Here is a 24141-nt window from a genome sequence, read left to right on the forward strand (position 1 = left end):
GGCTTTTGAGAAAGTTTTTTATCGCTATTGATTCTGAGACATCAGAGCTTCAGCCGTCGCGTCTTGTATAGACAAAAACAACGAGTTGATTTTTCCAGTCGGTGTGCGCATTGGGTTCAACGTAACATTCTGGTACATAAACTCCGCTTGCTGCGTAACTGGTCGAACATTGCGACAGCAGAATAAGTAAGGTCGTTGTCGCCATGTGATGAAGCTGCGGCAGCCTAGGTCATACACTGGTTTTGTTTTTAATTTAAACCACTCCTGTGGGATTTCAGGGAAGATATCAAATATAGAACGACCAATCGCATCATGAGACTGCAAACCACTGTGATGAGTCATAAAGCCATTCCAGACCTGTACATTGTAATCTCGATCAATGACCACTAAGCCCATGTCAACGTTTTGTACCATATCCACCATCCAATGGAATTGTTCAAACTCTGCTGGCATATTCAACATTAGAACTCCTCCATTAGATAAGACAGTTTGTTATCAAGCAGCGGCAAGGATTCATCCACAAACATAAACAACAAGTCACAACGAATCGACGTTCCTTCAATGTTGTAGCTCACTTCGAATGTCATCGTGCGGCTGAATGCTCCAGTTGTAGATTCAATGATCGAGTCAATTGAGATATGCTGACCAAGGAGTACTGGTGGACTTTGGAAGAATCGGACTTCAGACTGCTCGCCTAAACCATTTAAGAACGACCCCACCAAAATATTAGAAATATCCATTAGCAGCTCAAGCTCTTCTAGCTCTTCGCTGTCTGCTGGTACTTTCATCAACTTTTTGAGATCAGATACGCTTGAGTCACTCAAGATCACTAGCGCTTCGCCAGCAATACCTTCGCCACAAAATCCCTGACAAACGCCCGATACGTTGTCATGCGACGCCAAGTCGCGTAGCGCCATGTGAAGTTCGCTCACTTCAAAGATATTGACGTTCGGCAGAGGTAGTTGCACAAACACGTCAAAGTGACGCGCCAACGCATCGGCTGCTCGACCAATTGAAACGTTAGCCACTTCCATGTAAATATCGCGACGACGTAAAATCGGTAACTCAATAGAGACAGGCGTGATAATTTGAGGACTAGGTTCTGGCTCGACCAACTCTTTAAGCGCCTTCTTGAGTTCATCTTTGGCGATCGGTTTTTGAATAAACGCTTTTGCACCCAGTGCGAACACGCGCTCTTTCGCTTTAGGTTGGATATCCCCCGACACCACAACCACCGGAGTTTTATCCCCCAACCGTTGCATGTGCTCTAGTGTTTCAAAGCCATCCATTTCTGGCATGGTCAAATCAAGAAACATCAATTTAAACTCGTTTTTTTCGAGTTCTTCTAGCGCGTTTTTTCCGTGGATAGCAAACGTAATATCGGCATTCAATGTGGCTGGTAGTGATCTCGCCATCTGTTTGCGTGCTAACGCTGAATCATCACAGATGAGTACGGGAAAAGACATTCAATCACCTTTTTATATTCCACAATCTGCGCCGGAGTCTAACAGATTGTTACAGCATGTAATACGAGAAAACTGACGAGTTTTTTATTTCTTTATTATTCAATAAGCATACGCAATATGAATGAATGAGTGAACAAAATGACTAAAAAGCAAGCATCACATTCGCTGTTTAGTGACATAAAACAAACATGGGTAAAACTCCTCCACCAAAAGTAAGCAAAAAGTTGCAGCTAACATCCAAAGCCCATTTTTGCTCGAATTTCATTCTTTCCATTTCCATAATGGGTAAACAGTAACGCGCTAAAACTAAAAAGGCACCCTGCTAGAGGATGCCTTTAATAATAATTTCATCGATAAGATATCAATTCTATGGCACACCATGGCCTTTAGAAGCCACCCATACGCGATACCATTGCTCTCGAGTAAGTTCGATGTTCAATGCATTAACTGCAGTTTGCACACGCTCGATTTTACCAGAGCCAATGATTGGAATAGGGTTAGATGGCAAACGACGTACCCAGGCATAAATTACTTGATCAATACTCGCTGCGCCCACTTCTTCACGAATTGCTTCTAATTCGTTACGGACACGAACAGCTTGCTCACTGTCACCACTAAAAATTGAACCACCACCGAGGCAAGACCAAGCCATTGGTCGCGTGCGCAACATTTGCATTTGATCAAGCGTTCCATCGTGAGCAACCTCAAAGTTAAGTGGGTTGATTTCCACTTGGTTAGTAACCAACGGCTTACCTAAGCGAGATTGCAGCAGTTCAAACTGGCGTGGAGTGAAGTTAGACACGCCAAAGTGCTTCACTTTGCCGACTTTATGAAGCTCAGAAAATGCTTCTGCAACCTCGTCTGCATCCATTAACACGTCAGGACGATGAATTAAAAGTACGTCGATTTCATCCACATTCAAACGTTCTAGCGAGTTATTCACCGATTGGTAGATATGTGCTGAGCTCGTGTCGTAGTGATTGATCTTACGCTCTGGCGTTTTATCGCCACACAAATTGATGTCGCATTTCGTCACGATCTGAATTTGCTCACGAACACTCTTGTCTAAAGCTAGCGCTTCACCAAACAACGCCTCACACTCGTAATTGCCGTAGATGTCGGCGTGATCGACCGTCGTAATGCCTAACTCAATGTGTTGCTTAAGAAATGACAAACGCTCTTGAGCCGTCATTCCCCACTCAACTGCACGCCAATATCCTTGAACCAGCTCTGAGAACTCTGGGCCTTTTGGTGCAGTTACTACTTTTGCAACCATGGGTTTTCTCCTTCAATTGATCTGCATTCATCGTAGTCTTGTTTTCGTACCGGCTCAACGGGTAAACTTTCGCAATTCGAACTGGAGTACGAAATATGTCTTTTGCCCAACGCCTAGCCACCCTGATCGGAGAAGAAAGCATCAGCGGGTTCGCTCGACGCGTCGATGTGTCTGAAGCTTTAATACGCAAATACCTTAAAGGCAGTGAACCTAGCCTAACCAAAGCAAATCAAATTGCAATGCGCGCCAATTGCTCTCTCGAATGGTTAGCAACGGGATGTGGTTATTTATATCGCCGTGCTGAAGTCGTGGATATGGATGCGTACAAACTTGCCTTTCAACACGTTATGAATCAGCCGTTGTCAGACGATGCAGAAGAGCTACACCGCAAGCTAATCGCAGGCTATCAATACCTGCGCGCTCACAAAAAATCGGATGGTTTTTTGGATGAATCAGCAATGGCGACCTTCCTATCTCTCCATAAAGAATCTAAAAACGAGTCACTTTGACCTCGATAATTTCGCCATCACTGCGCAATTGCACATTTAAGGACGGTGATGGCGTCAGAAACTCGTCCGGTTTTACCCAAAGCAAACTTCGAATCGTTTCTTGTGGATAGCGGTTCATCAACAAAATAACTTCTTTATCGACAAGCTCGGAAGATTTCTTTTCCAGAGCTTCAACGACATCATAGTGTTCTTGTCCGATAGTAACTCTGCGTAAAACTAACCCATCCTTTCTTAAGTTGAGAAGTAAGTCATTCAGACGCTGCCACTCGTATTCAGTGAGAAACGAGAACTGAGCACTTTCTCTTCTCAAAACCACTTCACCATACAAGTGCTGCTGGTAGTACGAAAAATCATCCAAACAAAATGCGCTGATAAACGTTGAGTTGTCTCGCAACTGCACTTCGCAACCATACCAGCTTCCACTTTTTTCTATACGTTCTTTTAGATTGGAATATGGCATTGCTGACAACGTGTCTTGCCACCAGCTCGGCGTTGAAAGTGCCGGAAACGTTACCGAACAACAACATAAAGAAAGTAAGAGTCGGAGATAAAAGCGCATGCACTGCTCTAGTTGGTTGACATCGAACCAAGACATTACTAACTGCAAGAAAATGTTCAAGAGAAAAATAGTGGCAGGTGGTGATGAAAGTTATAACGCAGAAATTAAGAAGGCGCACATGTGCGTGCGCCTCTACCTCGTTACTCAATCGTGAGTGTGCGAATCGGCGATGTCTATTGATGCATCCCGAACATAAAACGAGGACTTACCGTAGGGTTTGAATCCATCCAAATTGTGTGTAAAACCTCACATCCCTCCTTCTGAAGCAGTCATGTTGCTTTACATTTAAAGCATGGTTCATTTTTCTCAAAAAACAAGTTTTTTATCCTAAATTATGAGAGCAATAGCACAATCTGAGTGAATGAATAATATCGCGACACTTCGAACACTCAATAGTGAAAAGCTAAATTGCATCTTTATTGATTAGGTCTAGACTCTGCGAAGCGTATACTTTCTTTCGTCCCTTCCCCCCAGCAACAGGAGAGCTTTTTAATGACCAAACGCGAGAGAATTGTGAAATCTGTGTTGGCGCACGTACCGAAAGATGCGATTAACCAGTTTGTCTCTCGAGGGTCAACACCATTTTCTGTTCTCATTATGGCCGCCATTGTGGGTACGTTGGCTGGTTTTGTCGGTACGTATTTCGAGCTTGCCGTTCATTTCGTTTCTGAAACACGAACAGAATGGTTAAGAAGCGAAATTGGTAATGTTCTACCATTGTGGCTGGCAGCGGTTCTCATTAGCGCACTTTTAGCTTTTATTGGCTATTTTCTTGTGCACCGCTTTGCGCCAGAAGCGGCAGGCTCTGGTATTCCTGAAATCGAAGGGGCAATGGATAATATTCGTCCAGTGCGCTGGTGGCGAGTTCTACCAGTAAAATTCTTCGGCGGCATGGGCGCACTTGGCTCAGGTATGGTGCTGGGTCGTGAAGGCCCAACCGTTCAAATGGGGGGCGCTGTTGGTCGAATGGTGACCGATATATTCCGCGTAAAGGATGACGATACCCGCCACTCCCTGCTCGCTTCTGGTGCTGCTGGCGGTTTGGCTGCGGCTTTTAATGCCCCTCTCGCAGGCATTATGTTCGTTGTGGAGGAAATGCGACCTCAGTTTCGCTACTCTTTGATCTCAATTCGCGCAGTGATCATTTCTGCCATTATGGCGAACATAGTGTTTCGCGCCATTAACGGGCAAGACGCCGTTATCACTATGCCGCAATACCAGTCGCCAGAGCTTCAAACCCTATGGCTGTTTTTATTGCTTGGCGCATTGTTTGGCGTGTTTGGCGTGATCTTCAATAAACTAATTACCGTGGCACAAGACAGTTTTGTCGCAATTCACAAAAACGATCGTAAGCGCTACTTGATTGTAGGTTCGTTACTGGGAGGCGTGTTTGGCTTGCTTCTTTTGTACGTACCCCAACTAACTGGTGGTGGTATCGGCCTTATTCCTGACATTACTAACGGTAACTACTCGGTATCTATTTTAGTTTTGCTTTTCTTTGGTCGCGTAATTACAACCCTGCTCTGTTTTGGTTCTGGTGCGCCGGGAGGCATCTTTGCACCTATGCTTGCTCTGGGAACCTTATTTGGCTATGCGTTCGGAGCAAGTGCTGATGTCTTGCTCCCTGCGCTTGATATCGAGCCTGGTGTATTTGCGATTGCGGGCATGGGTGCCCTGTTTGCTGCAACGGTACGTGCACCGATTACTGGTATTCTGTTAGTGATTGAAATGACGAATAACTACTACTTAATCCTGCCATTGATCATTACTTGTTTGGGCGCTGTGATTATTGCTCAATTGTTGGGTGGACAACCTATTTACAGCCAGCTGCTGCATCGTACAATCAAAAACGAAAAGTTACGCCAGCAGGATCTACCGGAGAATCAATCAACATAACATTCTCTTTGTTATCACTTCGCTCCAGACTATCGAAGGGTTTGGAGCGATAAACTCTGCATTTTTACATCTTTTCCCAAATATTCGATACCAAACTCACAAAATTATCATTCTCTGATATTTGCTCACCACCTTTCATGAGAAACCCCTCTCCATACTTGTTAGTATTCGCTACTTAAATAGAGCATTTCATCCAAATCGTCATGTTTCGTTTCATTCAGGCAAAAATCAAATGGAGTAGATTTGAACTGGAGAAGACTTGTGCAGTTTTATAGTGTCCCGCCGTCTCAAGCCGCGTTGGCACTAGGTATGATAGGTTTAGGGCAAGCTTGGGCACTCTATGTTCCTGAGATTGGTGAACCGATACGTCCATTTTTGGCGTCACTCGGCGCACTTTTACTCGCCCCTGTACTCATAAAATATGCCGCTAATCCACGATTATTCATGGTCGACATTCGTCACCCGCTGAGTGGTAGTTTAATGGCACCAATGAGTATGGCGTTACTGATCCTTGCAGATTACCTTGCCGCTGTAGCGCCTATCATCGCTTATCCACTTTGGTTTATGGCGCTTTTGCTGCATTTTACTATGATGGTGCTGTTTTTTAGCTTTCAGCTAATGAACTTCAAAATGTCCAATATCGTACCGAGTTGGTTTCTTTATCCGGTGGGGCTGATCAGTAGTTCACTAGCCGGTTCTCAACTAGGTCACAACTTATTTTCCGAAACGTTAGCGATGATGTGCATCGGCATTTATTTCTTCATGCTGCCACTCGTGTTGTATCGTTTGGTGTTTTTCGGCTCTCTACCAAGGCGAGCAAGACCGACCCTCGCGATTATGGCCGCGCCGGTAAACTTGTCATTAGCAGCATACTTGGTGAACTTTCCCTTACCTGATCCGATACTGACAGGCGCATTGGCCGGGATCGCCATCACTATGACTTTATTGATCTACTTATGTTACTTCCGCTTACTTCGCTTGAAGTTTCAACCTTCTATCGCGGCAGTAACCTTTCCTTCCGTGATCAGCGCTATCGCAATGCATCGCTTAACCTCTTTTTTTGCCGAATCGCACCCTCACTGGCACTGGCTACACGACTTTGGTTTTCTAGAGCTCAGTATCGCGACTGTATTGGTTGTTTGGGTATCGGCAGGTTACGTCAAAATGTATTGGCCAGAAATCATGAAGTCATTTTCTAAACAAGCATAAAAAAAGGATGGCGTTTGCCATCCTCTTAGAATAGTACTTGGTTACCTAGCGTAAACCGTGCAGAAATTCGGCACGCGTTGCTGGGTTGCTCTTGAAGATGCCACCCAATGCAGTTGTTGTCGTTTCGCTGGTTGCATCCATCACACCGCGAGATTTCACGCAGTAGTGTGTTGCGTCAATCGTCACTGCCACATCATCGGACTCAAGCAGCGTTTGAAGTGCAACAAGAATTTGCTGAGTCATACGTTCTTGAACTTGTGGACGCTGCGCAAAGAAGCGAACGATACGGTTGATCTTTGACAGGCCAATGATCTTGCCACGTGGAATGTAAGCCACAGCAGCCTTGCCATCGATGGTCACAAGGTGGTGTTCACAAGTGCTGGTCACCGTGATGTCCTTCACGCGAACCATCTCGCTCACGTTCATCTTGTTCTCAATCACCGTGATTTTAGGAAAGTTGGAGTAATCCAGACCAGAGAAGATTTCGTCAACGTACATCTTAGCAATGCGGTGAGGGGTTTCTTCTAGGCTATCGTCAGTGAGGTCAAGTTGAAGTAGACCTAAGATCTCACGCATGTGGTGTTCGATCTTCTCTTTCTTCTCTTCACGACTTACGTTGTTTGGACGCATTGGCGTTTCCAAACCGCGTTGCTCTAGCGCTTCTTTTACTAACTTCGCTGACTCGCTAAGACCTGACATTCCACTTCCTCTTTTGTTTTACTTCAGCCTTCGTACAAACCCAATCAAAATTGCATTCATACTTTTCGCTTTGAGTTGCTCAGTTCGTGTCTTTACACCAAGTCACATCAGATGAAGGTACTGAGCTGATTTTCTTGAGCTCCGCAGGTTTTTTACCCCTTTTGGATGGCTGACAAGGATACTCGGATTTTTGAATAATTACACCCATATTTTATAGGTGGACATTCTTACTCAGTCCCCTTTTATGGTAAAGTTGCCACAAAACAAAAGAACACAGGATTTTCTCAATGGGCTGCTGCGACGCACCTGGCTTGATGCCAATTGAAGAAGCGATGGACAAAATGTTATCGCGAATCAAACCTATCCAAACAACGCTTTCTCTTCCACTTGCTGAAGCACTCGGTTTTGTACTGGCAGAAGATATCTTGTCTCCTATCCACGTACCGCCATTCGATAACTCAGCAATGGATGGCTACGCTATTCGCATTCAAGATCTTGAGTCATCTTCTGTATTGCCTCTGGCAGGTAAATCATTTGCAGGACAACCTTTTGAAGGTGAATGGCCTCAAGGTACCTGTGTTCGCATCATGACTGGCGCAAAAATCCCACAGGGTTGTGATACCGTTATCATGCAAGAAAACACAGAAGTGACGGATGCTGGCATTCAGTTCAATCAAACTGACGTGAAGCCGCAAAACAACATCCGCCCAACAGGTGACGACATCAAGCAAGGCGACATCGTATTGGCAAAAGGTGCACGTTTAACACCTCGTGATATTCCGATGATTGCGTCTCTTGGTGTGAGCCATGTGACAGTAGTACGTAAGCCAAAAGTTGCTTTCTTCTCTACTGGCGATGAGCTTAAACCACTGGGCGAATCATTAGACGAAGGTCAGATCTACGACAGCAACCGTTACGGTATTAAACCGCTTATTGAAAACTTCGGTTGTGAAGCCGTTGATCTTGGCATTATTCCAGATTGCCCAGAGACTCTGAAAGCGACCTTTGAACAAGCGCAAACATTGGCTGATGTGGTTGTTACATCTGGTGGAGTTAGCGTCGGCGAAGCGGATTACACCAAAGACATTCTTGAAGAGCTTGGTGAAATCGGTTTCTGGAAGTTAGCAATCAAGCCGGGTAAACCTTTCGCATTTGGTAAGCTAAGTACAGCTTGGTTCTGTGGGCTGCCGGGTAACCCTGTTTCTGCAGTTCTTACTATGTACGTGCTTGTTCAACCAATGCTGGCAAAACTTGCAGGCCATACAGAATGGAAAGCACCCGAATCTATTCCAGCAACAACCAAAACCGCCTTTAAGAAAGCGCCAGGTCGTACCGATTACCAACGTGGTATCTATACATTGGAAGATGGCAAGTTTGTCGTTGAAACAACCGGTAACCAAAGCTCTGGTGCATTCCGCTCAATGAGCCTAGCGAACTGTTTTGTTGTATTGGAACGTGAACGCGGCCGAGTTGAAGTGGGCGAAACGGTTCAGATTCAACTATTAAACTCAACCCTTTACTAGGAAGACGTTGTGGATATTCTTTCCGATCAGGAAATGTTGCGTTACAACCGCCAAATCATTCTTCGTCAGTTTGACTTTGAAGGACAAGAAGCACTCAAACAAGCATCGGTATTGATGCTTGGTGCTGGCGGTTTAGGCTGCGCATCAAGCCAATATTTGGCGACTGCTGGTGTCGGTAAAATCACGCTGATTGATGATGATATCGTCGAGTTGTCTAACCTTCAGCGCCAAGTGCTGCACCACGATGCGGATATTGGTCGTAAGAAGGTAGACTCGGCGGCCAATGCGCTACGCGAACTTAACCCGCACATCATTGTAGATACCATCGCAAAACGTCTTGATGATACCGCGTTAGAGAGCCTGATTAAGCAACACACTATTGTTGTCGATGCATCAGATAACGTCGATACGCGCAATCAACTTAACCGCCTATGTTTTGCGACTAAAACACCGCTAATTTCAGGCGCGGCTATTCGTATGGAAGGCCAAGTGAGTGTGTTTACTTACGACGACCCAACTCAACCATGTTACCAGTGCTTAAGTGCCCTCTTCGGCAGCGGTGCGTTAAGTTGTGTCGAAGCCGGAGTCATGGCTCCTGTTGTGGGTATTGTTGGCGCAGTACAAGCGATGGAGACGATTAAAGTGATTGCTGATTACGGCCAACCAAAGAAAGGCAAAATTCTGATTTTGGACGCGCTCAGCATGTCTTGGCGAGAAATGAATCTGATGAAAATGCCAACCTGTCCGGTTTGTAGTTAGTTCTAAACCTCTAATCATTCCCAAAAAGCCCAACTCGATGTTGGGCTTTTTTCTCATTTTGACAATCAGATTTAAAACCCTTCTTCTTACAAATTTTAACTTCATAAAATTCAACAATTTAAAAGTTGGCACATTCCTTTCATTGCATATATCACGAACCAATGAGAGGGCGAATTATGAAAAGGACATCACTACTACTTGGGTCTCTAATAGTGAGCGCTTATGCACAAGCGGCGCCATTTGATACGTGCCCAAGCCAAGCATACCTATTCCAATCAACCCCGGTTCAAATCTATGGCGTCAATTTGGTTACAGGCTCTACGACTCTTTTAGAGGACGACACAGGTTTGGCTTCGGGCATCAACGGTGTAGGCTTTAACTTCACTGACCGTTATATCTACGGCTACGACACCACAAACAAAAAGATTGTTCGTCTTGGTAAAGACTTCCAAGCAGAGACACTTAATGTTTCGGGCCTTCCTACCGACCACACGTTTTACGTTGGCGACGTTTACAACCACGTCTACTACTTGTACCGCAAAGGCAAAGGACTTTTCTCCATTGACCTTTCTCCGCTCGATTCTGATCCAAATGCGACATTGAGCATCGTGAAAATCAGCTCAACAGCGACTGTGAACCTAACCGACTTTGCATTCCATCCAGGTGATGGCTCCCTTTACGGCATCGACAACAACTCTGGTTTGCTATATCAGTTCAACCCATCAAATGGTAGCGCAACTGCGATAGGTGACACAGGTGAGAAAGGCACATTTGGTGCTGGCTACTTCGATGTTAACGGCAACTACTACGTGTCACGTAACCAAGATGGCAAAATCTATCGCGTTGACCTTTCGGAAGGTAACGCAGCCAATATCGCAGCAGGTATCGTTCCTGCGGTTGAGTTTGTATCCAACGGTCCAAGCTCAAGCCAAAATGACGGTGCACGTTGTGCAAATGCTCCGGTGATTAACGAAGACGAGCCAATTGATTTCGGTGATGCTCCAGACAGCTACCACACAACACTTGCGTCAAACGGTCCTCGTCACGAAGTGGACGGTGTAACTTGGCTTGGTTCCGTCGCTCCAGATGGTGATGCCGACGGTCAAGCAAACGACAACTCTGTGGGCACAGCCGATGAAGATGGTGTTGGTTTTGTATCCGCACTTGATCCAGGCTTAAGCTCAATTGTGAATGTGACAGCTTCTACTTCTGGCTACCTATCAGCATGGTTTGACTGGAACCGCGATGGTGACTTTGATGATGAAGGCGAACAGGTCTTTACTGACCAATTACTGTCTGCGGGTAATAATCCCCTACCGTTTGTCGTTTCAACCGCTGCAACGGAAGGTTCAAGCTGGAGTCGATTCCGCTTTAGCCAACAAACCGGATTAAACTACGATGGTGGTTCGACATCTGGTGAGGTGGAAGATTACCCAATTACCATCACTGGTAATGGCTACTCAGTGGAATATTTCCCGAGTGCAGAAGATTACGCCACCGTGGCTTATGAAGATAATTGGCCATACACCGCAGACTACGACATGAACGATGTGGTCGTGAAATTCCGCATCACTGAAACCAGTCTTGCTGGTCATGTTGAGAATATTCAGATTACAGGTGACCTAGCGGCTTACGGCGCAAGCTACAAAAATGGCTTCGCAATCCGACTACCGGGTGTATTGAGAAGCTCGATTGAAAATGGATTAACGACGCTATCCTTCAATGGTGTAGAGCAAGCATCTAATGGCTTGGAAAGTATTTCTGATGAAGCAATTTTCATCATCAGTGAAGACTTAAGCACACACGCGGCGAGCAGCTGTAGCTACTTCCGCACAGAGCCTGGCTGTGATGATAACGTTTCACTCACCTTTACCTTGAATGTTTACTTCACTGAAGGCTCTGACCGTTCAGCGATTCAAGCCATGCCATACGACCCGTTCATCTTTGCAACACCGGGCACTTACCATGGCGACGGGATTACCTTCCAACCAGGTCGTAAATGGGAAGTTCACTTAGCAGACCAAGCACCAACAGAACAGTTTGATGACCAAAACCTCTTCGGTGTCGGCGTCGATGCAAGTGACCCTGCACAAGGTGTGTACTTCAAAACAGCAAACAACTTACCTTGGGCACTGTTGATAGTAGAAGATTGGGATTGGCCGCTAGAGCGTGTAGACATGGTCGATGCATACCCTCAATTCCAAGCTTGGGCTGAGTCTGGTGGCGAACTAAGCACAGATTGGCACACCGCTCCAACACCTAACAAATGCTACATTCCATAGGGAGATAACATTATGAAAGCACTTATCACAATCATCATGGGATTAGCACTAACAGCTTGTGGCGGAGGCGGTGGCGGCGGAGGTGGTAACAGTACACCACCTCCACCAACCCAAACCACGGTGCCAGAGGAAGATACTACCCAGCAGGAAGAAACTACTGAAGAAGAGACAACGGTAACAGTGGAAGATGCAACCATGCAGGATCTAGTAGTACCAGATGGCTTTAGCTACAACCCAGTGACGGAAGGTACGCTCAATGTAGACATCAGTGGTTTCTCTTCACAACGAGCACACCTAAGCGTGTACAAAGAGTTTGTCGAGAACAGTTCAGGTAACTACGATGCAAAATACCCAAGCAAAGTCGCATCGGTTCCACTCAACAATGGTACAGCAAATGTCGACTTTAATGTTTCTGATAGCCAAGGTAGCCTACTTGTTGAAATTTGGTTCTATGACGGTAGTGACCCAATTCAGAAAGTGATTACTTCTGGAGACAACACTTGGACCATGTAACTGGGTAAATCGAAAGCTGTCTTTCAGAACAAATCTTCAATCTTTAACTTAAAAATCGCATCGTTCTTTTGAACATGCGATTTTTTTGTTGTAAAACAGTAAGATTATCCACCTAGCAAACTAAAGACAATGCACGCACTGATTAGTACTGATGAACTCAATAGCCTTCTCGGCCAACCTAACGTCAAGCTCCTCGACGCTAGTATTGCGTTTCAAATCCCTTCTGAAGGCAAAAAGATTCAAGATAAGTGGATTCCAAATACTTTACGCTTTGATTACGACAATGACTTTTGCTTACCCGGCTCCTCCCTACCGCATATGATGCCAACAGAAGAAGGCTTCAACCAAAGTGCGCAACAACTCGGTTTGAACAACGAAGACTTGATTGTGGTTTATGACAACTCAGGCACTTTAGCGGCACCAAGAGCTTGGTGGATGTTCAAAGCCATGGGGCATGACAATGTCCGAGTCTTAAATGGCGGTCTTCCAGCTTGGATTGAAGCAGGACTCCCTGCCGAAAGTGCCCTATCGCAACCAAGCGAAGAAGGCAACTTTGCGGGCAAGCTCAACCAAAATGCCTTTTTGAATGCACAAGATGTTCTTGCTCATTCAACCAATAAAAGTGCCAATATCATCGATGCCAGAGCCAAAGCTCGCTTCCTTGGTGAAGTGCCTGAGCCACGAGAAGGTCTACGTAGTGGGCACATTCCAAATTCGGTTTGCTTACCGTTTCAAGAACTCTTGGCCAACGGTCACATTAAACCAAATTCAGAGTTGCAACAGATATTTAGCGCACTAACGATAGATAGTGACAATTCGATTATTTTTAGTTGCGGTTCCGGTGTAACCGCATGCATTTTATTACTCGCGGCGTATCAAATTGGTCTGGACAACCTGTCGGTGTACGACGGTTCTTGGACCGAATGGGGTGCAGACCACTCTCTACCTATCGAGTGTTAAGACAAGTGTCTGTTTAACAAAGTATCTTACGTTTATCTAAAGATGATGTGTTCCAATAAACTAAACGCAGCTTCTAAACCAAACTTGTCATTTCGAAATAGAAACTGGCTATGAGTGATTTGTCACCCCTCATAGCCTGACTACATCAAAAGCCGACTATTTCCGTTAGCGTTCAGATGTCGCGTTGCCGTGCATTTGCTCATCTAAGTTGAGCACGGTTAATGCGTTGCTAACGCTCGTGGCGATCACGTCTATCGCTCCAGTTCTTAATGCTCCGAGTAGAGCGAGTGGCTTGCTGTTCTCAGCTGCGATCGCAATGACTTCCGAGATCGGCCGAAACTCTTCAATACCAAGTCCAATTACTCGGTCACTCATTACCGTGTTCGCTACATTACCGTGAATATCAAAGAAGTCATAACCTGCAAAATCCCCTACCACACCTTGTTGAAGTCTCGACTGAACCACTTCATCAGGCGTAAACCAACCTAAGTCGACCATGTAACTGTTTTCGCTCATGTCACCAATACCAACCAAAGCAACATCGGCTTTACGTGCTAGGTCGAGCGTTTGTTTCACGGTTGCATTTTGCATGAAGGCCAACTTCTGTTCTCTATTTTCTGCGTATGCCGGCGCATAAAGGGTTTCAGAGGTTCCCCCATATTTCTTCGCCAACTGACGACAAATATGGTCGGCGTTATACATACCGCCACGCGGGTGAATACCACCAATGCCACACACAAATTTACAGTCACGCGGCGTAATAACACCAATATGGTGAGCGACAGACGACACGTTGCGCCCTTGTCCGACCGTCACCACCATGCCGTTTTTGAGCGTGCTAGTGAGATAATTGGACACCAATCCCGATACCTGTAGTCGTTGCGCTTCTTCATTCGGTTGATCAAGAGCAACAAGCGCGCGCTTAACGCCGAATCGCTCGATCAAACGTTGTTCAATCTTGGCGCTGAACACCGGATGGTATTTAACGGTAATTTCAACAATGCCTTCATCACGTGCCTGCTTGAGCATTCGCCCGACCTTTGCGCGTGATATGGCAAATTTTCTCGATATCTCTTCCTGAGTCGCACCGTCTTGATAATACGCGACGGAAATCTCTGTCAACAAATCCGTGTTTTCAATGGAAATATCTTGATTAGAACTGCTCATGGTTTCTCTCGCCCTTTAAGAGGATCGATATTGTATGCAATAAGTGAACATATGCTCATTGACTTAGCATATGTTCTTTATCAATTTAAACGCTACATTTGCTCATCGCAATAACATTTTCTCACTACAATTTTTTACCCTCTTGGACAACGCTCAAGCTTTGAACAATAAGGGCAAACGTTTATTTGGGTTAACCACTAAACACACAGTAAAAAAACGTTGATGAAGTTCACTATAAGTCCATTTCAGCGATTGACTTTCAGCATAGATAGGATAAATATGGACACATCATTTACTCAGCTATCGATCAAATGTTCATAGCATTTGTTCGGTAACGAAATTTTCCGTAGTTGGCTGAGCAGATGTCTCATTAAATGCGATGAGACGGTTAGCTAACTCGCTTGCAAATGCACAAGCTGTGATAACAAAAATCACGCTTAAGCCCATTTAAATAGGATGATCGATTATGAGCAACAAGTTAGAGCAACTTCGTAAACTAACGACTGTAGTAGCAGACACTGGCGAGATTGATGCAATTAAAAAGTATCAGCCAGAAGACGCAACAACTAACCCTTCTCTTATCCTTAAAGCCGCTCAAATCGCAGAGTACGCACCTCTAATCGATGCTTCAATCGAATACGCTAAAGCACAGAGCAACGACAAAGCTCAACAAGTTCAAGATACTTGTGACATGCTTGCAGTAAACATCGGTAAAGAAATCCTAAAAACTATCCCAGGTCGTATCTCTACAGAAGTAGACGCTCGTCTATCTTACGATATGGAAGGCAGCGTAGCGAAAGCTCGTCAACTAGTGAAAATGTACAACGATGCTGGCATCACTAACGACCGTATCCTTATCAAACTGGCTTCAACTTGGGAAGGCATTCGCGCAGCTGAGATCCTAGAAAAAGAAGGCATCAACTGTAACCTAACGCTTCTATTCTCGTTCGCTCAAGCACGTGCTTGTGCAGAAGCGGGCGTATTCCTAATCTCGCCATTCGTTGGTCGTATCATGGACTGGTACAAAGCGAAAGAAGGCCGTGACTTCGAAGCTCAAGAAGATCCAGGCGTACTATCTGTAACTAAGATCTACAACTACTACAAAGAATACGGCTACAAAACTGTAGTTATGGGCGCAAGCTTCCGTAACATCGGTGAGATCTTAGAACTAGCTGGTTGTGACCGTCTAACTATCGCTCCTGCTCTACTTGCAGAACTAGAAGCAGCTGAAGGTGAAGTAGTTGAGAAACTAGTTGATTCTAAAGGCGCAGCTGAGCGTCCAGCACCAATGACTCACGCTGAATTCCTATGGGAACATAACCAAGACCCAATGGCTGTTGAGAAGCTGGCTGAAGGTATCCGCAACTTCGCCGTTGACCAAGGCAAACTAGAAGCGATGATCGAAGCTAAGCTATAATTGCTTACCAAAAGCGAGTAGCCCGTCTACTCGCTTTTACCATCAGCACTATTTTCAAAAAATTCTATTTGAACTTGTTTCGGCGAGTTCCCTCTATTTAAATCAAATATCGAGAAGTAATCACTATGGATCGTAAACATCTAGCAAATGCAATCCGTGCGCTAAGCATGGATGGTGTTCAACAAGCTAACTCTGGTCACCCAGGTGCACCTATGGGTATGGCTGACATCGCTGAAGTTCTTTGGCGCTCTCATCTAAACCACAACCCATCAAACCCTGAGTGGGCAGACCGCGACCGTTTCGTGCTGTCTAACGGCCACGGCTCAATGCTGATTTACTCTCTACTGCACCTTGCAGGTTACGAGTTGTCTATCGACGATCTGAAAAACTTCCGTCAGCTTCACTCTAAAACTCCTGGTCACCCAGAGTACGGTTACGCGCCAGGTATCGAGACCACAACGGGTCCGCTAGGTCAAGGCATCACTAACGCGGTTGGTATGGCTCTAGCTGAAAAAGCGCTAGCAGCGCAATTCAACAAAGAAGGCCACGACATCGTTGACCACTTCACTTACGTGTTCATGGGCGACGGCTGTCTGATGGAAGGTATTTCGCACGAGGCATGTTCTCTTGCAGGTACTCTAGGTCTAGGCAAGCTGATCGCGTTCTGGGATGACAACGGCATCTCTATCGACGGTCACGTTGAAGGTTGGTTCTCTGACGACACACCTAAGCGTTTCGAAGCTTACGGTTGGCACGTAATCCCTGCAGTCGATGGTCACGATGCTGACGCAATCAACGCAGCAATTGAAGCAGCGAAAGCGGATCCACGTCCTACACTTATCTGTACTAAGACTATCATCGGTTTTGGTTCACCAAACAAATCTGGTTCACACGATTGTCACGGTGCGCCACTAGGTGCAGAAGAAATCGCAGCAACACGCAAAGAACTAGGTTGGGAGCACGGTCCTTTTGAAATTCCGCAAGAAGTCTACGCAGAATGGTCAGCGAAAGAAACAGGCGCAGCTAAGGAAGCAGCGTGGAACGAGAAATTTGCAGCTTATGAAGCAGCGTACCCTGAGCTGGCAGCTGAATTTAAACGCCGCGTAAACGGTGAGCTTCCTGCACAGTGGGAAGAGAAAGCAAGCCAAATCATTGCTGATCTTCAAGCTAACCCAGCAAACATTGCATCACGTAAAGCGTCTCAAAATGCTCTAGAAGCATTTGGTGCTCTACTACCAGAGTTCATGGGTGGCTCTGCTGACCTAGCACCTTCTAACCTAACCATGTGGTCTGGTTCTAAGTCTCTAGAAGCAAGCGACTTCTCTGGTAACTACATCCACTACGGCGTACGTGAATTCGGTATGACAGCGATCATGAACGGTATCGCGCTACACGGTGGTTTCGTTCCTTACGGCGCAACATTCCTAATGTTCATGGAGTACGCACGTAACGCAATGCGTATGGCTGCGCTGATGAAAATTCAGAACATCCAAGTGTACACGCATGACTCTATCGGTCTTGGCGAAGATGGTCCAACTCACCAACCAGTTGAGCAAATGGCATCGCTACGCCTAACACCAAACATGAGCACATGGCGTCCATGTGACCAAGTTGAGTCCGCTGTAGCTTGGAAGTTGGCGATTGAACGTAAGGATGCACCGACAGCACTTATCTTCTCTCGTCAAAACCTTGCGCAACAAGAGCGCACAGCAGAACAAGTAGCAGACATCGCAAAAGGTGCTTACATTCTGAAAGATTGCGAAGGCAAGCCTGAGCTAATCCTTATCGCAACAGGTTCTGAAGTTGAACTAGCAGTAGAAGCAGCAGCACAGCTAACTACTGAAGGTAAGAAAGTACGCGTTGTTTCAATGCCATCAACAGATGCGTTTGACAAACAAGACGCCGCTTACCGTGAAGCTGTACTGCCATCAGACGTAACAGCACGTATCGCAATTGAAGCAGGTATTGCTGACTTCTGGTACAAGTACGTAGGTTTCGACGGTCGCATCATTGGTATGACTTCATTCGGTGAATCTGCACCAGCCGGCGAACTATTCAAAATGTTTGGTTTCACGACTGAAAACGTAGTGAACACAGCAAAAGAGCTACTCGCGTAATTGCAGTAAAAAGATAGTCAGTTTTCTCTATTGCGAATGTGAAAACTGAAAAGCCCCACCAGCAATGGCGGGGCTTTCTTTTATCTGGCTCCTATTCGCATAAACGCAGCCAGGACATAAACATCACAACTTTCGTTACGACTATTTGTCTTCAAATCGAAGTGCGAGCTGATAGAAATCTTGTACTTGGTCTTTCAACTGTCGGCTATTTTGCTCAACTGAATGTGTTGCTGCCAAGTTTTGTTCTGCGGTCGAAGCGATAGAATGAATGTGCTGGTTTACATCACTAGATAGCTTTAACTGGTTATTCGCCGCTTCTGCTACATCAACCATCAGCCCACTCATGGTTTGCATCATCTGTTCAACTTCAGACAAACGCAACGCGCTTTGTTCTGCTACTTGAGAACAGGCATCGGTTTGCTCTTTGTTTGCCAGAATATCTTTCTGCCAACTTTGAATCGTTGCCAACATAGTGGAGATAGAGGCTTGGATTTGTTCAGTTGCATTGGATGTTCGCCCAGAAAGCGCGCGGACCTCATCAGCTACAACAGCAAAACCACGACCTTGCTCCCCTGCCCTTGCTGCTTCAATCGCCGCGTTAAGTGCCAGTAAATTGGTTTGCTCTGCGATCCCACCAATCTCTTCCATCAAATGGTTCACCTTCTGCGCCTGATCACTCAGTTGATACGTCGTTTCCGTCGCTTTTTCAGCTTGAAGGCTTAATTGCGCTAGATTGGTGTGCGTTTGATCAATGGTCTCCTTCGCCATCAAGCATGACTTCAATGTATCATCAATCAACATATGGGCATCATTGGTACTCGAAGAAACCGAATTTGCCGACGACTCCACCTCTTGGGTAGCATCTCGCACACGATGAATATCGGTATTTTGCTGATTTAATGCAGCCGAGACTTCTGCCGTTGTTTGACTAAGCTCTTCGGCGCAATGCTGCAAAGGCAATGCGGAGTCAGTCATCCTTCCTAACACGGTTCGAATTCTTGCGGATAGCATTTTGATATGGAAATCGGCAATCGAAAATGCCGTGTTACCAGAATAGATCAAGCGACTTACGCTGTCATATTGCTTTTGTAACTTTTTAAGTTGCTGAGGTGTATCAATTAACTCTTGGCGGAATAACAGAGCTAGAACACTTGCAGGTAACGCACTTGCAAGCCAAGCCAACGGCCCTTCAACAGACAACGCATATGCGGTTGCAGGTGCGGTTAGTGCACCAAGTAGAATCGCATAGCGAATGGTTTCATTGATTTTCAACGACCAAGTTCGGCCAGACTTTTCTGCAGCACGCATGCTTTTGTAGGCTTTTGTCGCAATATCAACCCACTCTCGCTTTGGTTTCACGCGCACTGATTGATACCCAACAACATGGTTGTCTTCGTAGATAGGGGTGACATAAGCATCAACCCAATAGTAACCGCCAGACTTAGTGGCGTTCTTAACCATTCCACGCCAGGCTTTACCTTGTTTAAGGCGTGCCCACATATCACCGAAAGCGGCTTTAGGCATATCTTTATGACGAACTATATTATGGTTCTGACCGACAAGTTCTTCGTGAGTGTATTCAGCAACGCGGCAAAAGGCTTCATTACAATATGTAATAACACCTTGTAAGTTCGTTGTTGAGACGAGTTCCTCAGACTCCCTCACGAGAGTTTCTTGAGCTTTATGAGAAATATTGGCTGACATAGACGAAACTTCTTTAGTTTTTATTGATTTTCGGCAAGATATATACAGGATTTTTATTTTTATTACAAAAAGTTAGATAAAAAGTCTTATCAAATCGACATTTTTATTGTGGGAATTCACATTATCGATAAAAACATAAAGAAGAGATTGTTGATTTGAGCTAATAAACAAACCCGACACGATCGGCCGGGTTATATATTAAGCCTCAATTAAGCGGTTTGTGATTCTGGCTTTTTATTCGTTTTTAACGCAAACATCGCGATAACGAGTAACACAAATGGAAGAACATACAAATTAAGATTCTGCCAACCTACGGTAGACTCAAGCCAACCAGATAGTAATGCGGTGATGGTGACACAACTGAACACGAAGAATTCATTAAACGCTTGAGCCTTGCTTCTGTTTTTCGCTTCATAACTTTGACTAAACAGCCCGGTTGCTGCGATAAACATAAAGTTCCACCCTATTCCTAACAGGATTAAAGCAAGACTAAAATGCCAGATAGACACTCCATGTATATTAATTCCAATACAAGCAACAAATAGCAATCCACCCGCCAAAATCATATTCTTAGCGCCAAACCGCTCTATCAGACGGCCCGTGACAAACGCAGGTGCAAACATACCCAACACGTGCCATTCGATCACTCCCGCCGCTTTATCAAAATCAAAGCCACAACCAATCATCGCTAAAGGAGTTGCTGTCATTAAAATGTTCATCACCGCGTACGCAACCATTGCCGCGATAACTGCCAGCATGAAATTAGGTCGACGAATAATCAGTCTCAGCTTATCCGCCTTAGCGTGTAGCGCCTGCGTGTGTGCAGGTGGAAAACGAATGGTTTGTAGCACAACCAACGCGGTTATATAAAGCACGACAAGCACAGCAAATGCACTAATGTATAAGCCATCATCTGACCACTGCTGCGAGTACACGGCCAGATTAGGCCCAAGGATCGCCGCTAACACCCCACCCGCCATAGATATCGAAATCGCCCTATGCCTTGCCGACTCTTCACACACTTCAATGGCAGCAAACCTGTATAGAGTACCGAAACCTATACCAACACCAAGCAAAAACGTAGACATGCAGAACAGATAGAAGTTTTGTTGACTTAATGCATACGTCGCTAGACTAGCACCCAAAATGCCAATGACATTACCAAGGCTAAAACCAAGGCGACGCCCTAACTTGCCCATAATTAGCGACGCAGGAATTGTCGCGGCCATCAGTCCCAAAAACTGCAGTGCAACTGGTAATGTGATAAAACTTGATGACGGCGCAAGTGTTTTGCCAATAAGGGCAATAACAGATATGAGTAAAATATTCCCTGTCATTAATAAGGCTTGGCAGAGGGATAGAAGCCATACATTACGATTCAATTCCAAATTCCTTTTGGTTACAACGTATACAGATAACATATAGGAAAGCAGAAACAATAGAAAGATATGAGAGTAATTCTCAACAAAAAGAGCCAGAGGCATAGTACCTCTGGCTCTTCACTATTCACTTTTCGCTTTTAAAAAGTTTTTCTGTTGAGCTTACTTGTTGCGGCGCGCTTTTACTGCATCAGAAAGCTGACGAAGTACCGTTTCCGTATCTTCCCAACCAATACATGCATCAGTGATCGACTGACCATAAGTGGCTGCTTTGCCATCCACTAAGTCTTGGCGACCTTCAACTAAATGAGACTCGATCATCACTCCAAAAATGGCTTCTTCGCCACCAGAGATTTGCTCGGATACATCATCAGACACCAGCATTTGACGCTTGAACTGCTTCGAGCTGTTAGCATGGCTAAAATCAATCATCACTTTTTTCGGCAGACCTGCGGTGTCCAGCTCATCTTTAATTTGAGCTACATGTGCTGCACTGTAGTTTGGTTCTTTACCGCCACGTAGAATAATATGGCAGTCTGGATTACCAGCGGTTTCTACGATCGCGGAATGACCGTATTTTGTTACTGAAAGGAAGTGATGGGAAGCGCTTGCAGAACGAATCGCGTCGCTCGCTATTTTAATATTCCCATCTGTACCGTTTTTGAAACCTACAGGACAAGAAAGACCAGAAGCAAGCTCGCGGTGAACCTGAGATTCTGTCGTACGAGCACCGATAGCTCCCCAACTGATCAAATCCGCCACGTACTGAGGTGTAATCATATCTAAGAATTCACTTGCCGTCGGCAAGCCCATATCGGTTAGATCAAGAAGAAGTTTACGTCCGATACGTAGACCATCATTTAGCTTATAGGTGTCATTTAAGTAAGGGTCATTGATAAGGCCTTTCCAACCAACGGTCGTACGCGGCTTTTCAAAATAAACTCGCATAACAACCTCAAGCTGCTCGCCCAGTTCATCACGTAATACTTTTAGCTTTTTACCGTACTCAACCGCGGCAGCCGGATCGTGAATAGAACACGGGCCAACGATCACGAGTAATCGATCGTCTTTTCCTTCAAGAATATTGTGAATGGCGTTACGGCAATCAAAAGTGGTCGAAGAAGCGGTTTCAGTCGCTGGGAACTTCTCTAATACTGCAACAGGTGGCAATAACTCTTTTACTCTATTTATTCTTACATCATCAGTTTGAAACATTACTTCTACTTCCTGGTTTTATTTCCGACCCCATTTTTACCAACTGAACTCATTGCAACATTGTTCACAAAGCGAGCAGCATCAAGGGCTGTGGTCATTTTCTGTCTAGCGTTTAAGTAACTTATCGGCTTAGGCGTAGACTTGCAATCAGTTTTTGCAAATAAATGCAAATAAAAACCACCTGTTAACCACCGCGCACAATGTAAAGTAAAGTTTACGAAAAAAAGTTCAAAATAATCATCAATTTTCTTATGCACCAAAAAATCTTTACTACAATGTAAGAAATATCAGAAGTTTGTGAGGTATTTTTGGGTAGTAAATGTTGATCAAGTTCAAATATATTGTTGCTTGATATGAAATGATTAGAATATTAAACTAATTTCTTATAAACGCTGGTTTTTTCTAATTTTTTGATAAAACGAAGTAGAAGTTAATATGCAATCAATACAAGGAAACATTATGAACAAAGTAGCAATTGCAGTAGCAGCAGTGGTAGCTGGTAGTAGCGCGCTTTTAAACTCTGCTCAAGCTGAAATGTACATCGGGGGCAAAGTGGGCATGACTACACTTGACGACGCTTGCTATCTAAATAGCCCTTGTGATGATGAAGCGTTCGGTGCAGGACTACATATCGGTTATGACTTTACCGATATCATCGGGCTAGAGTACGGCGTAGACTTCTTAGGCGACTATGAAGGAAACTCTAGGTCAGGGGCTAATACGATTAATACGATTGACGGCAATCTAACGGCTTTAACACTTGCACCTAAATTCAACTGGCACTTAAACGACTCTTGGAATCTGTTTGCTAAGATCGGTGGTGCTTACATGATGTCTGATGACGAAACAGACTTTGTCCCAACAGGTTCTTTGGGTGCTGAATACTCGATCGATAGAAACTGGAGTGTTCGCGCTGAATACCAACGTTACCAAGACATGTCTGACGACGTGTGGGACGACATGGATGCTAACTTCTTTGGTATCGGTGTTAACTACAAATTCGCAGCAGCTCCAGTTGTTGCAGCAGTTGTAACGGAAGAAGTGATCGAGCCAGATCCAGAACCAGTGATGATGAGCAAGGTGCACAAAGAAGAGTACGGTACAGGTACGTTTGAATTCGATAGTGCTAAGTTAACAGAGTCCGTTTCTGAACGTCTGGACAACTTTGTTTCATTCTTGAACGAATATCCTCAAGCTCAAGTAGAGATTACTGGTTACACGGATAGCTCAGGCCCTGCGGCATACAACCAAAAACTGTCTGAGCGTCGTGCTCAATCTGTTGCTGATTACCTAACCGCAGCTGGCATTGGTTCAGATCGTTTGACAGTTAAAGGTATGGGTGAAGAAAACCCAGTTGCTGACAACAGCACTCGCGAAGGTCGTGAGAAAAACCGTCGCGTAGAAGTTGTGGTACCTTCATTTGAATACCAAGAGCTAGTTCAACCAGAATAAGCATCTATGATTCATGATCGATGATGTGGTAAAAATTAA

The 24141-nt window shown here is 45.1% G+C and carries 20 protein-coding genes; 11 read left to right on the forward strand and 9 right to left on the reverse strand.

All coding sequences use genetic code 11. The features are described from left to right. Positions 1-24: 24 nt before the first annotated feature. The 3 genes from R7P67_RS06020 to R7P67_RS06030 all read right to left on the reverse strand — a co-directional run bounded on the left by R7P67_RS06020 (position 25) and on the right by R7P67_RS06030 (position 2742). On the reverse strand, positions 25-462 hold the full coding sequence (locus R7P67_RS06020; RefSeq protein ID WP_005373463.1) for a PAS domain-containing protein: 438 nt from the start codon (positions 460-462) through the stop codon (positions 25-27). Continuing rightward, on the reverse strand, positions 462-1466 hold the full coding sequence (locus R7P67_RS06025; protein WP_262627225.1) for a response regulator: 1005 nt from the start codon (positions 1464-1466) through the stop codon (positions 462-464). Before R7P67_RS06025 ends, R7P67_RS06020 begins: the two co-directional genes overlap by 1 nt. A 367-nt stretch (positions 1467-1833) precedes the next feature. Next, positions 1834-2742: an aldo/keto reductase family oxidoreductase gene (locus R7P67_RS06030; RefSeq protein ID WP_005387688.1), complete on the reverse strand. Its 909-nt coding sequence runs from the start codon at positions 2740-2742 to the stop codon at positions 1834-1836. 95 nt (positions 2743-2837) lie between these two features. On the opposite strand from R7P67_RS06030, the gene R7P67_RS06035 reads away from it, so the two are divergent. Beyond that, complete coding sequence (locus R7P67_RS06035; protein WP_005387686.1) at positions 2838-3251, forward strand: helix-turn-helix domain-containing protein; 414 nt, start codon at positions 2838-2840, stop codon at positions 3249-3251. Here R7P67_RS06035 and R7P67_RS06040 read toward each other — a convergent pair. Then, on the reverse strand, positions 3232-3846 hold the full coding sequence (locus tag R7P67_RS06040) for a hypothetical protein (protein WP_080659228.1): 615 nt from the start codon (positions 3844-3846) through the stop codon (positions 3232-3234). The genes R7P67_RS06035 and R7P67_RS06040 overlap by 20 nt on opposite strands. 456 nt (positions 3847-4302) lie before the next feature. Here R7P67_RS06040 and clcA point away from each other — a divergent pair, with 456 nt between their 5' ends. Beyond that, a complete protein-coding gene (clcA, locus tag R7P67_RS06045; RefSeq protein WP_005373473.1) occupies positions 4303-5706 on the forward strand; it encodes a H(+)/Cl(-) exchange transporter ClcA in 1404 nt (467 codons plus the stop codon). Positions 5707-5967: 261 nt separating this feature from the next. Next, entirely contained in the window at positions 5968-6915 is a 948-nt protein-coding gene (locus R7P67_RS06050) for a TDT family transporter (protein WP_005373475.1), read from the forward strand. Positions 6916-6960: 45 nt separating this feature from the next. Here R7P67_RS06050 and folE read toward each other — a convergent pair whose 3' ends face one another. Next, entirely contained in the window at positions 6961-7614 is a 654-nt protein-coding gene (gene folE, locus R7P67_RS06055) for a GTP cyclohydrolase I FolE (protein WP_005373478.1), read from the reverse strand. A gap of 287 nt (positions 7615-7901) precedes the next feature. Between folE and moeA the strand changes: the two genes are divergently transcribed. The 5 genes from moeA to R7P67_RS06080 all read left to right on the forward strand — a co-directional run bounded on the left by moeA (position 7902) and on the right by R7P67_RS06080 (position 13651). After that, on the forward strand, positions 7902-9137 hold the full coding sequence (moeA, locus tag R7P67_RS06060; RefSeq protein WP_318085911.1) for a molybdopterin molybdotransferase MoeA: 1236 nt from the start codon (positions 7902-7904) through the stop codon (positions 9135-9137). A gap of 9 nt (positions 9138-9146) precedes the next feature. After that, positions 9147-9896 (forward strand): molybdopterin-synthase adenylyltransferase MoeB, encoded by a 750-nt coding sequence (gene moeB, locus R7P67_RS06065; protein WP_318085912.1) that lies wholly within the window; start codon positions 9147-9149, stop codon positions 9894-9896. A gap of 176 nt (positions 9897-10072) precedes the next feature. Then, complete coding sequence (locus tag R7P67_RS06070) at positions 10073-12178, forward strand: LruC domain-containing protein (protein WP_248486459.1); 2106 nt, start codon at positions 10073-10075, stop codon at positions 12176-12178. Positions 12179-12190: 12 nt separating this feature from the next. Further along, positions 12191-12691: a hypothetical protein gene (locus R7P67_RS06075; RefSeq protein WP_137282758.1), complete on the forward strand. Its 501-nt coding sequence runs from the start codon at positions 12191-12193 to the stop codon at positions 12689-12691. A gap of 129 nt (positions 12692-12820) precedes the next feature. Further along, complete coding sequence (locus R7P67_RS06080; protein ID WP_262628465.1) at positions 12821-13651, forward strand: sulfurtransferase; 831 nt, start codon at positions 12821-12823, stop codon at positions 13649-13651. Between the two features lie 165 nt (positions 13652-13816). On the opposite strand, the gene R7P67_RS06085 is transcribed toward R7P67_RS06080, so the two are convergent. Then, positions 13817-14818, reverse strand: a complete 1002-nt coding sequence (locus R7P67_RS06085) for a sugar-binding transcriptional regulator (protein ID WP_005387670.1) — start codon at positions 14816-14818, stop codon at positions 13817-13819. 466 nt (positions 14819-15284) lie between these two features. On the opposite strand from R7P67_RS06085, the gene tal reads away from it, so the two are divergent. Further along, entirely contained in the window at positions 15285-16235 is a 951-nt protein-coding gene (gene tal, locus R7P67_RS06090) for a transaldolase (protein WP_005373488.1), read from the forward strand. 125 nt (positions 16236-16360) lie between these two features. After that, positions 16361-18352 carry a transketolase gene (gene tkt / locus R7P67_RS06095; RefSeq protein WP_158173414.1) on the forward strand — a complete coding sequence of 664 codons (1992 nt, stop codon included), beginning with the start codon at positions 16361-16363 and terminating at the stop codon, positions 18350-18352. 141 nt (positions 18353-18493) lie between these two features. On the opposite strand, the gene R7P67_RS06100 is transcribed toward tkt, so the two are convergent. The 3 genes from R7P67_RS06100 to aroG all read right to left on the reverse strand — a co-directional run bounded on the left by R7P67_RS06100 (position 18494) and on the right by aroG (position 22650). After that, on the reverse strand, positions 18494-20056 hold the full coding sequence (locus R7P67_RS06100; protein WP_176311460.1) for a methyl-accepting chemotaxis protein: 1563 nt from the start codon (positions 20054-20056) through the stop codon (positions 18494-18496). A 209-nt stretch (positions 20057-20265) separates the two neighbouring features. Further along, entirely contained in the window at positions 20266-21438 is a 1173-nt protein-coding gene (locus R7P67_RS06105; protein ID WP_021035943.1) for an MFS transporter, read from the reverse strand. A 159-nt stretch (positions 21439-21597) separates the two neighbouring features. Then, a complete protein-coding gene (aroG, locus tag R7P67_RS06110; protein WP_005389030.1) occupies positions 21598-22650 on the reverse strand; it encodes a 3-deoxy-7-phosphoheptulonate synthase AroG in 1053 nt (350 codons plus the stop codon). 459 nt (positions 22651-23109) lie between these two features. Between aroG and R7P67_RS06115 the strand changes: the two genes are divergently transcribed. Further along, entirely contained in the window at positions 23110-24102 is a 993-nt protein-coding gene (locus tag R7P67_RS06115; RefSeq protein WP_005373499.1) for an OmpA family protein, read from the forward strand. Positions 24103-24141: the final 39 nt, after the last annotated feature.

This window comes from Vibrio sp. Vb0937, assembly GCF_033338855.1.

Excerpts from the sequence above, each read along its gene's own strand:
- R7P67_RS06040 (WP_080659228.1), bottom strand. The coding sequence starts at position 3,846 with ATGTCTTGGTTCGATGTCAACCAACTAGAGCAGTGCATGCGCTTTTAT.
- R7P67_RS06085 (WP_005387670.1), bottom strand. The coding sequence starts at position 14,818 with ATGAGCAGTTCTAATCAAGATATTTCCATTGAAAACACGGATTTGTTG.
- R7P67_RS06035 (WP_005387686.1), top strand. The coding sequence starts at position 2,838 with ATGTCTTTTGCCCAACGCCTAGCCACCCTGATCGGAGAAGAAAGCATC.
- moeA (WP_318085911.1), top strand. The coding sequence starts at position 7,902 with ATGGGCTGCTGCGACGCACCTGGCTTGATGCCAATTGAAGAAGCGATG.
- R7P67_RS06030 (WP_005387688.1), bottom strand. The coding sequence starts at position 2,742 with ATGGTTGCAAAAGTAGTAACTGCACCAAAAGGCCCAGAGTTCTCAGAG.
- R7P67_RS06100 (WP_176311460.1), bottom strand. The coding sequence starts at position 20,056 with ATGTCAGCCAATATTTCTCATAAAGCTCAAGAAACTCTCGTGAGGGAG.
- R7P67_RS06025 (WP_262627225.1), bottom strand. The coding sequence starts at position 1,466 with ATGTCTTTTCCCGTACTCATCTGTGATGATTCAGCGTTAGCACGCAAA.
- folE (WP_005373478.1), bottom strand. The coding sequence starts at position 7,614 with ATGTCAGGTCTTAGCGAGTCAGCGAAGTTAGTAAAAGAAGCGCTAGAG.
- R7P67_RS06070 (WP_248486459.1), top strand. The coding sequence starts at position 10,073 with ATGAAAAGGACATCACTACTACTTGGGTCTCTAATAGTGAGCGCTTAT.
- R7P67_RS06115 (WP_005373499.1), top strand. The coding sequence starts at position 23,110 with ATGAACAAAGTAGCAATTGCAGTAGCAGCAGTGGTAGCTGGTAGTAGC.
- R7P67_RS06080 (WP_262628465.1), top strand. The coding sequence starts at position 12,821 with ATGCACGCACTGATTAGTACTGATGAACTCAATAGCCTTCTCGGCCAA.
- clcA (WP_005373473.1), top strand. The coding sequence starts at position 4,303 with ATGACCAAACGCGAGAGAATTGTGAAATCTGTGTTGGCGCACGTACCG.
- R7P67_RS06020 (WP_005373463.1), bottom strand. The coding sequence starts at position 462 with ATGTTGAATATGCCAGCAGAGTTTGAACAATTCCATTGGATGGTGGAT.
- R7P67_RS06075 (WP_137282758.1), top strand. The coding sequence starts at position 12,191 with ATGAAAGCACTTATCACAATCATCATGGGATTAGCACTAACAGCTTGT.
- aroG (WP_005389030.1), bottom strand. The coding sequence starts at position 22,650 with ATGTTTCAAACTGATGATGTAAGAATAAATAGAGTAAAAGAGTTATTG.
- tkt (WP_158173414.1), top strand. The coding sequence starts at position 16,361 with ATGGATCGTAAACATCTAGCAAATGCAATCCGTGCGCTAAGCATGGAT.
- tal (WP_005373488.1), top strand. The coding sequence starts at position 15,285 with ATGAGCAACAAGTTAGAGCAACTTCGTAAACTAACGACTGTAGTAGCA.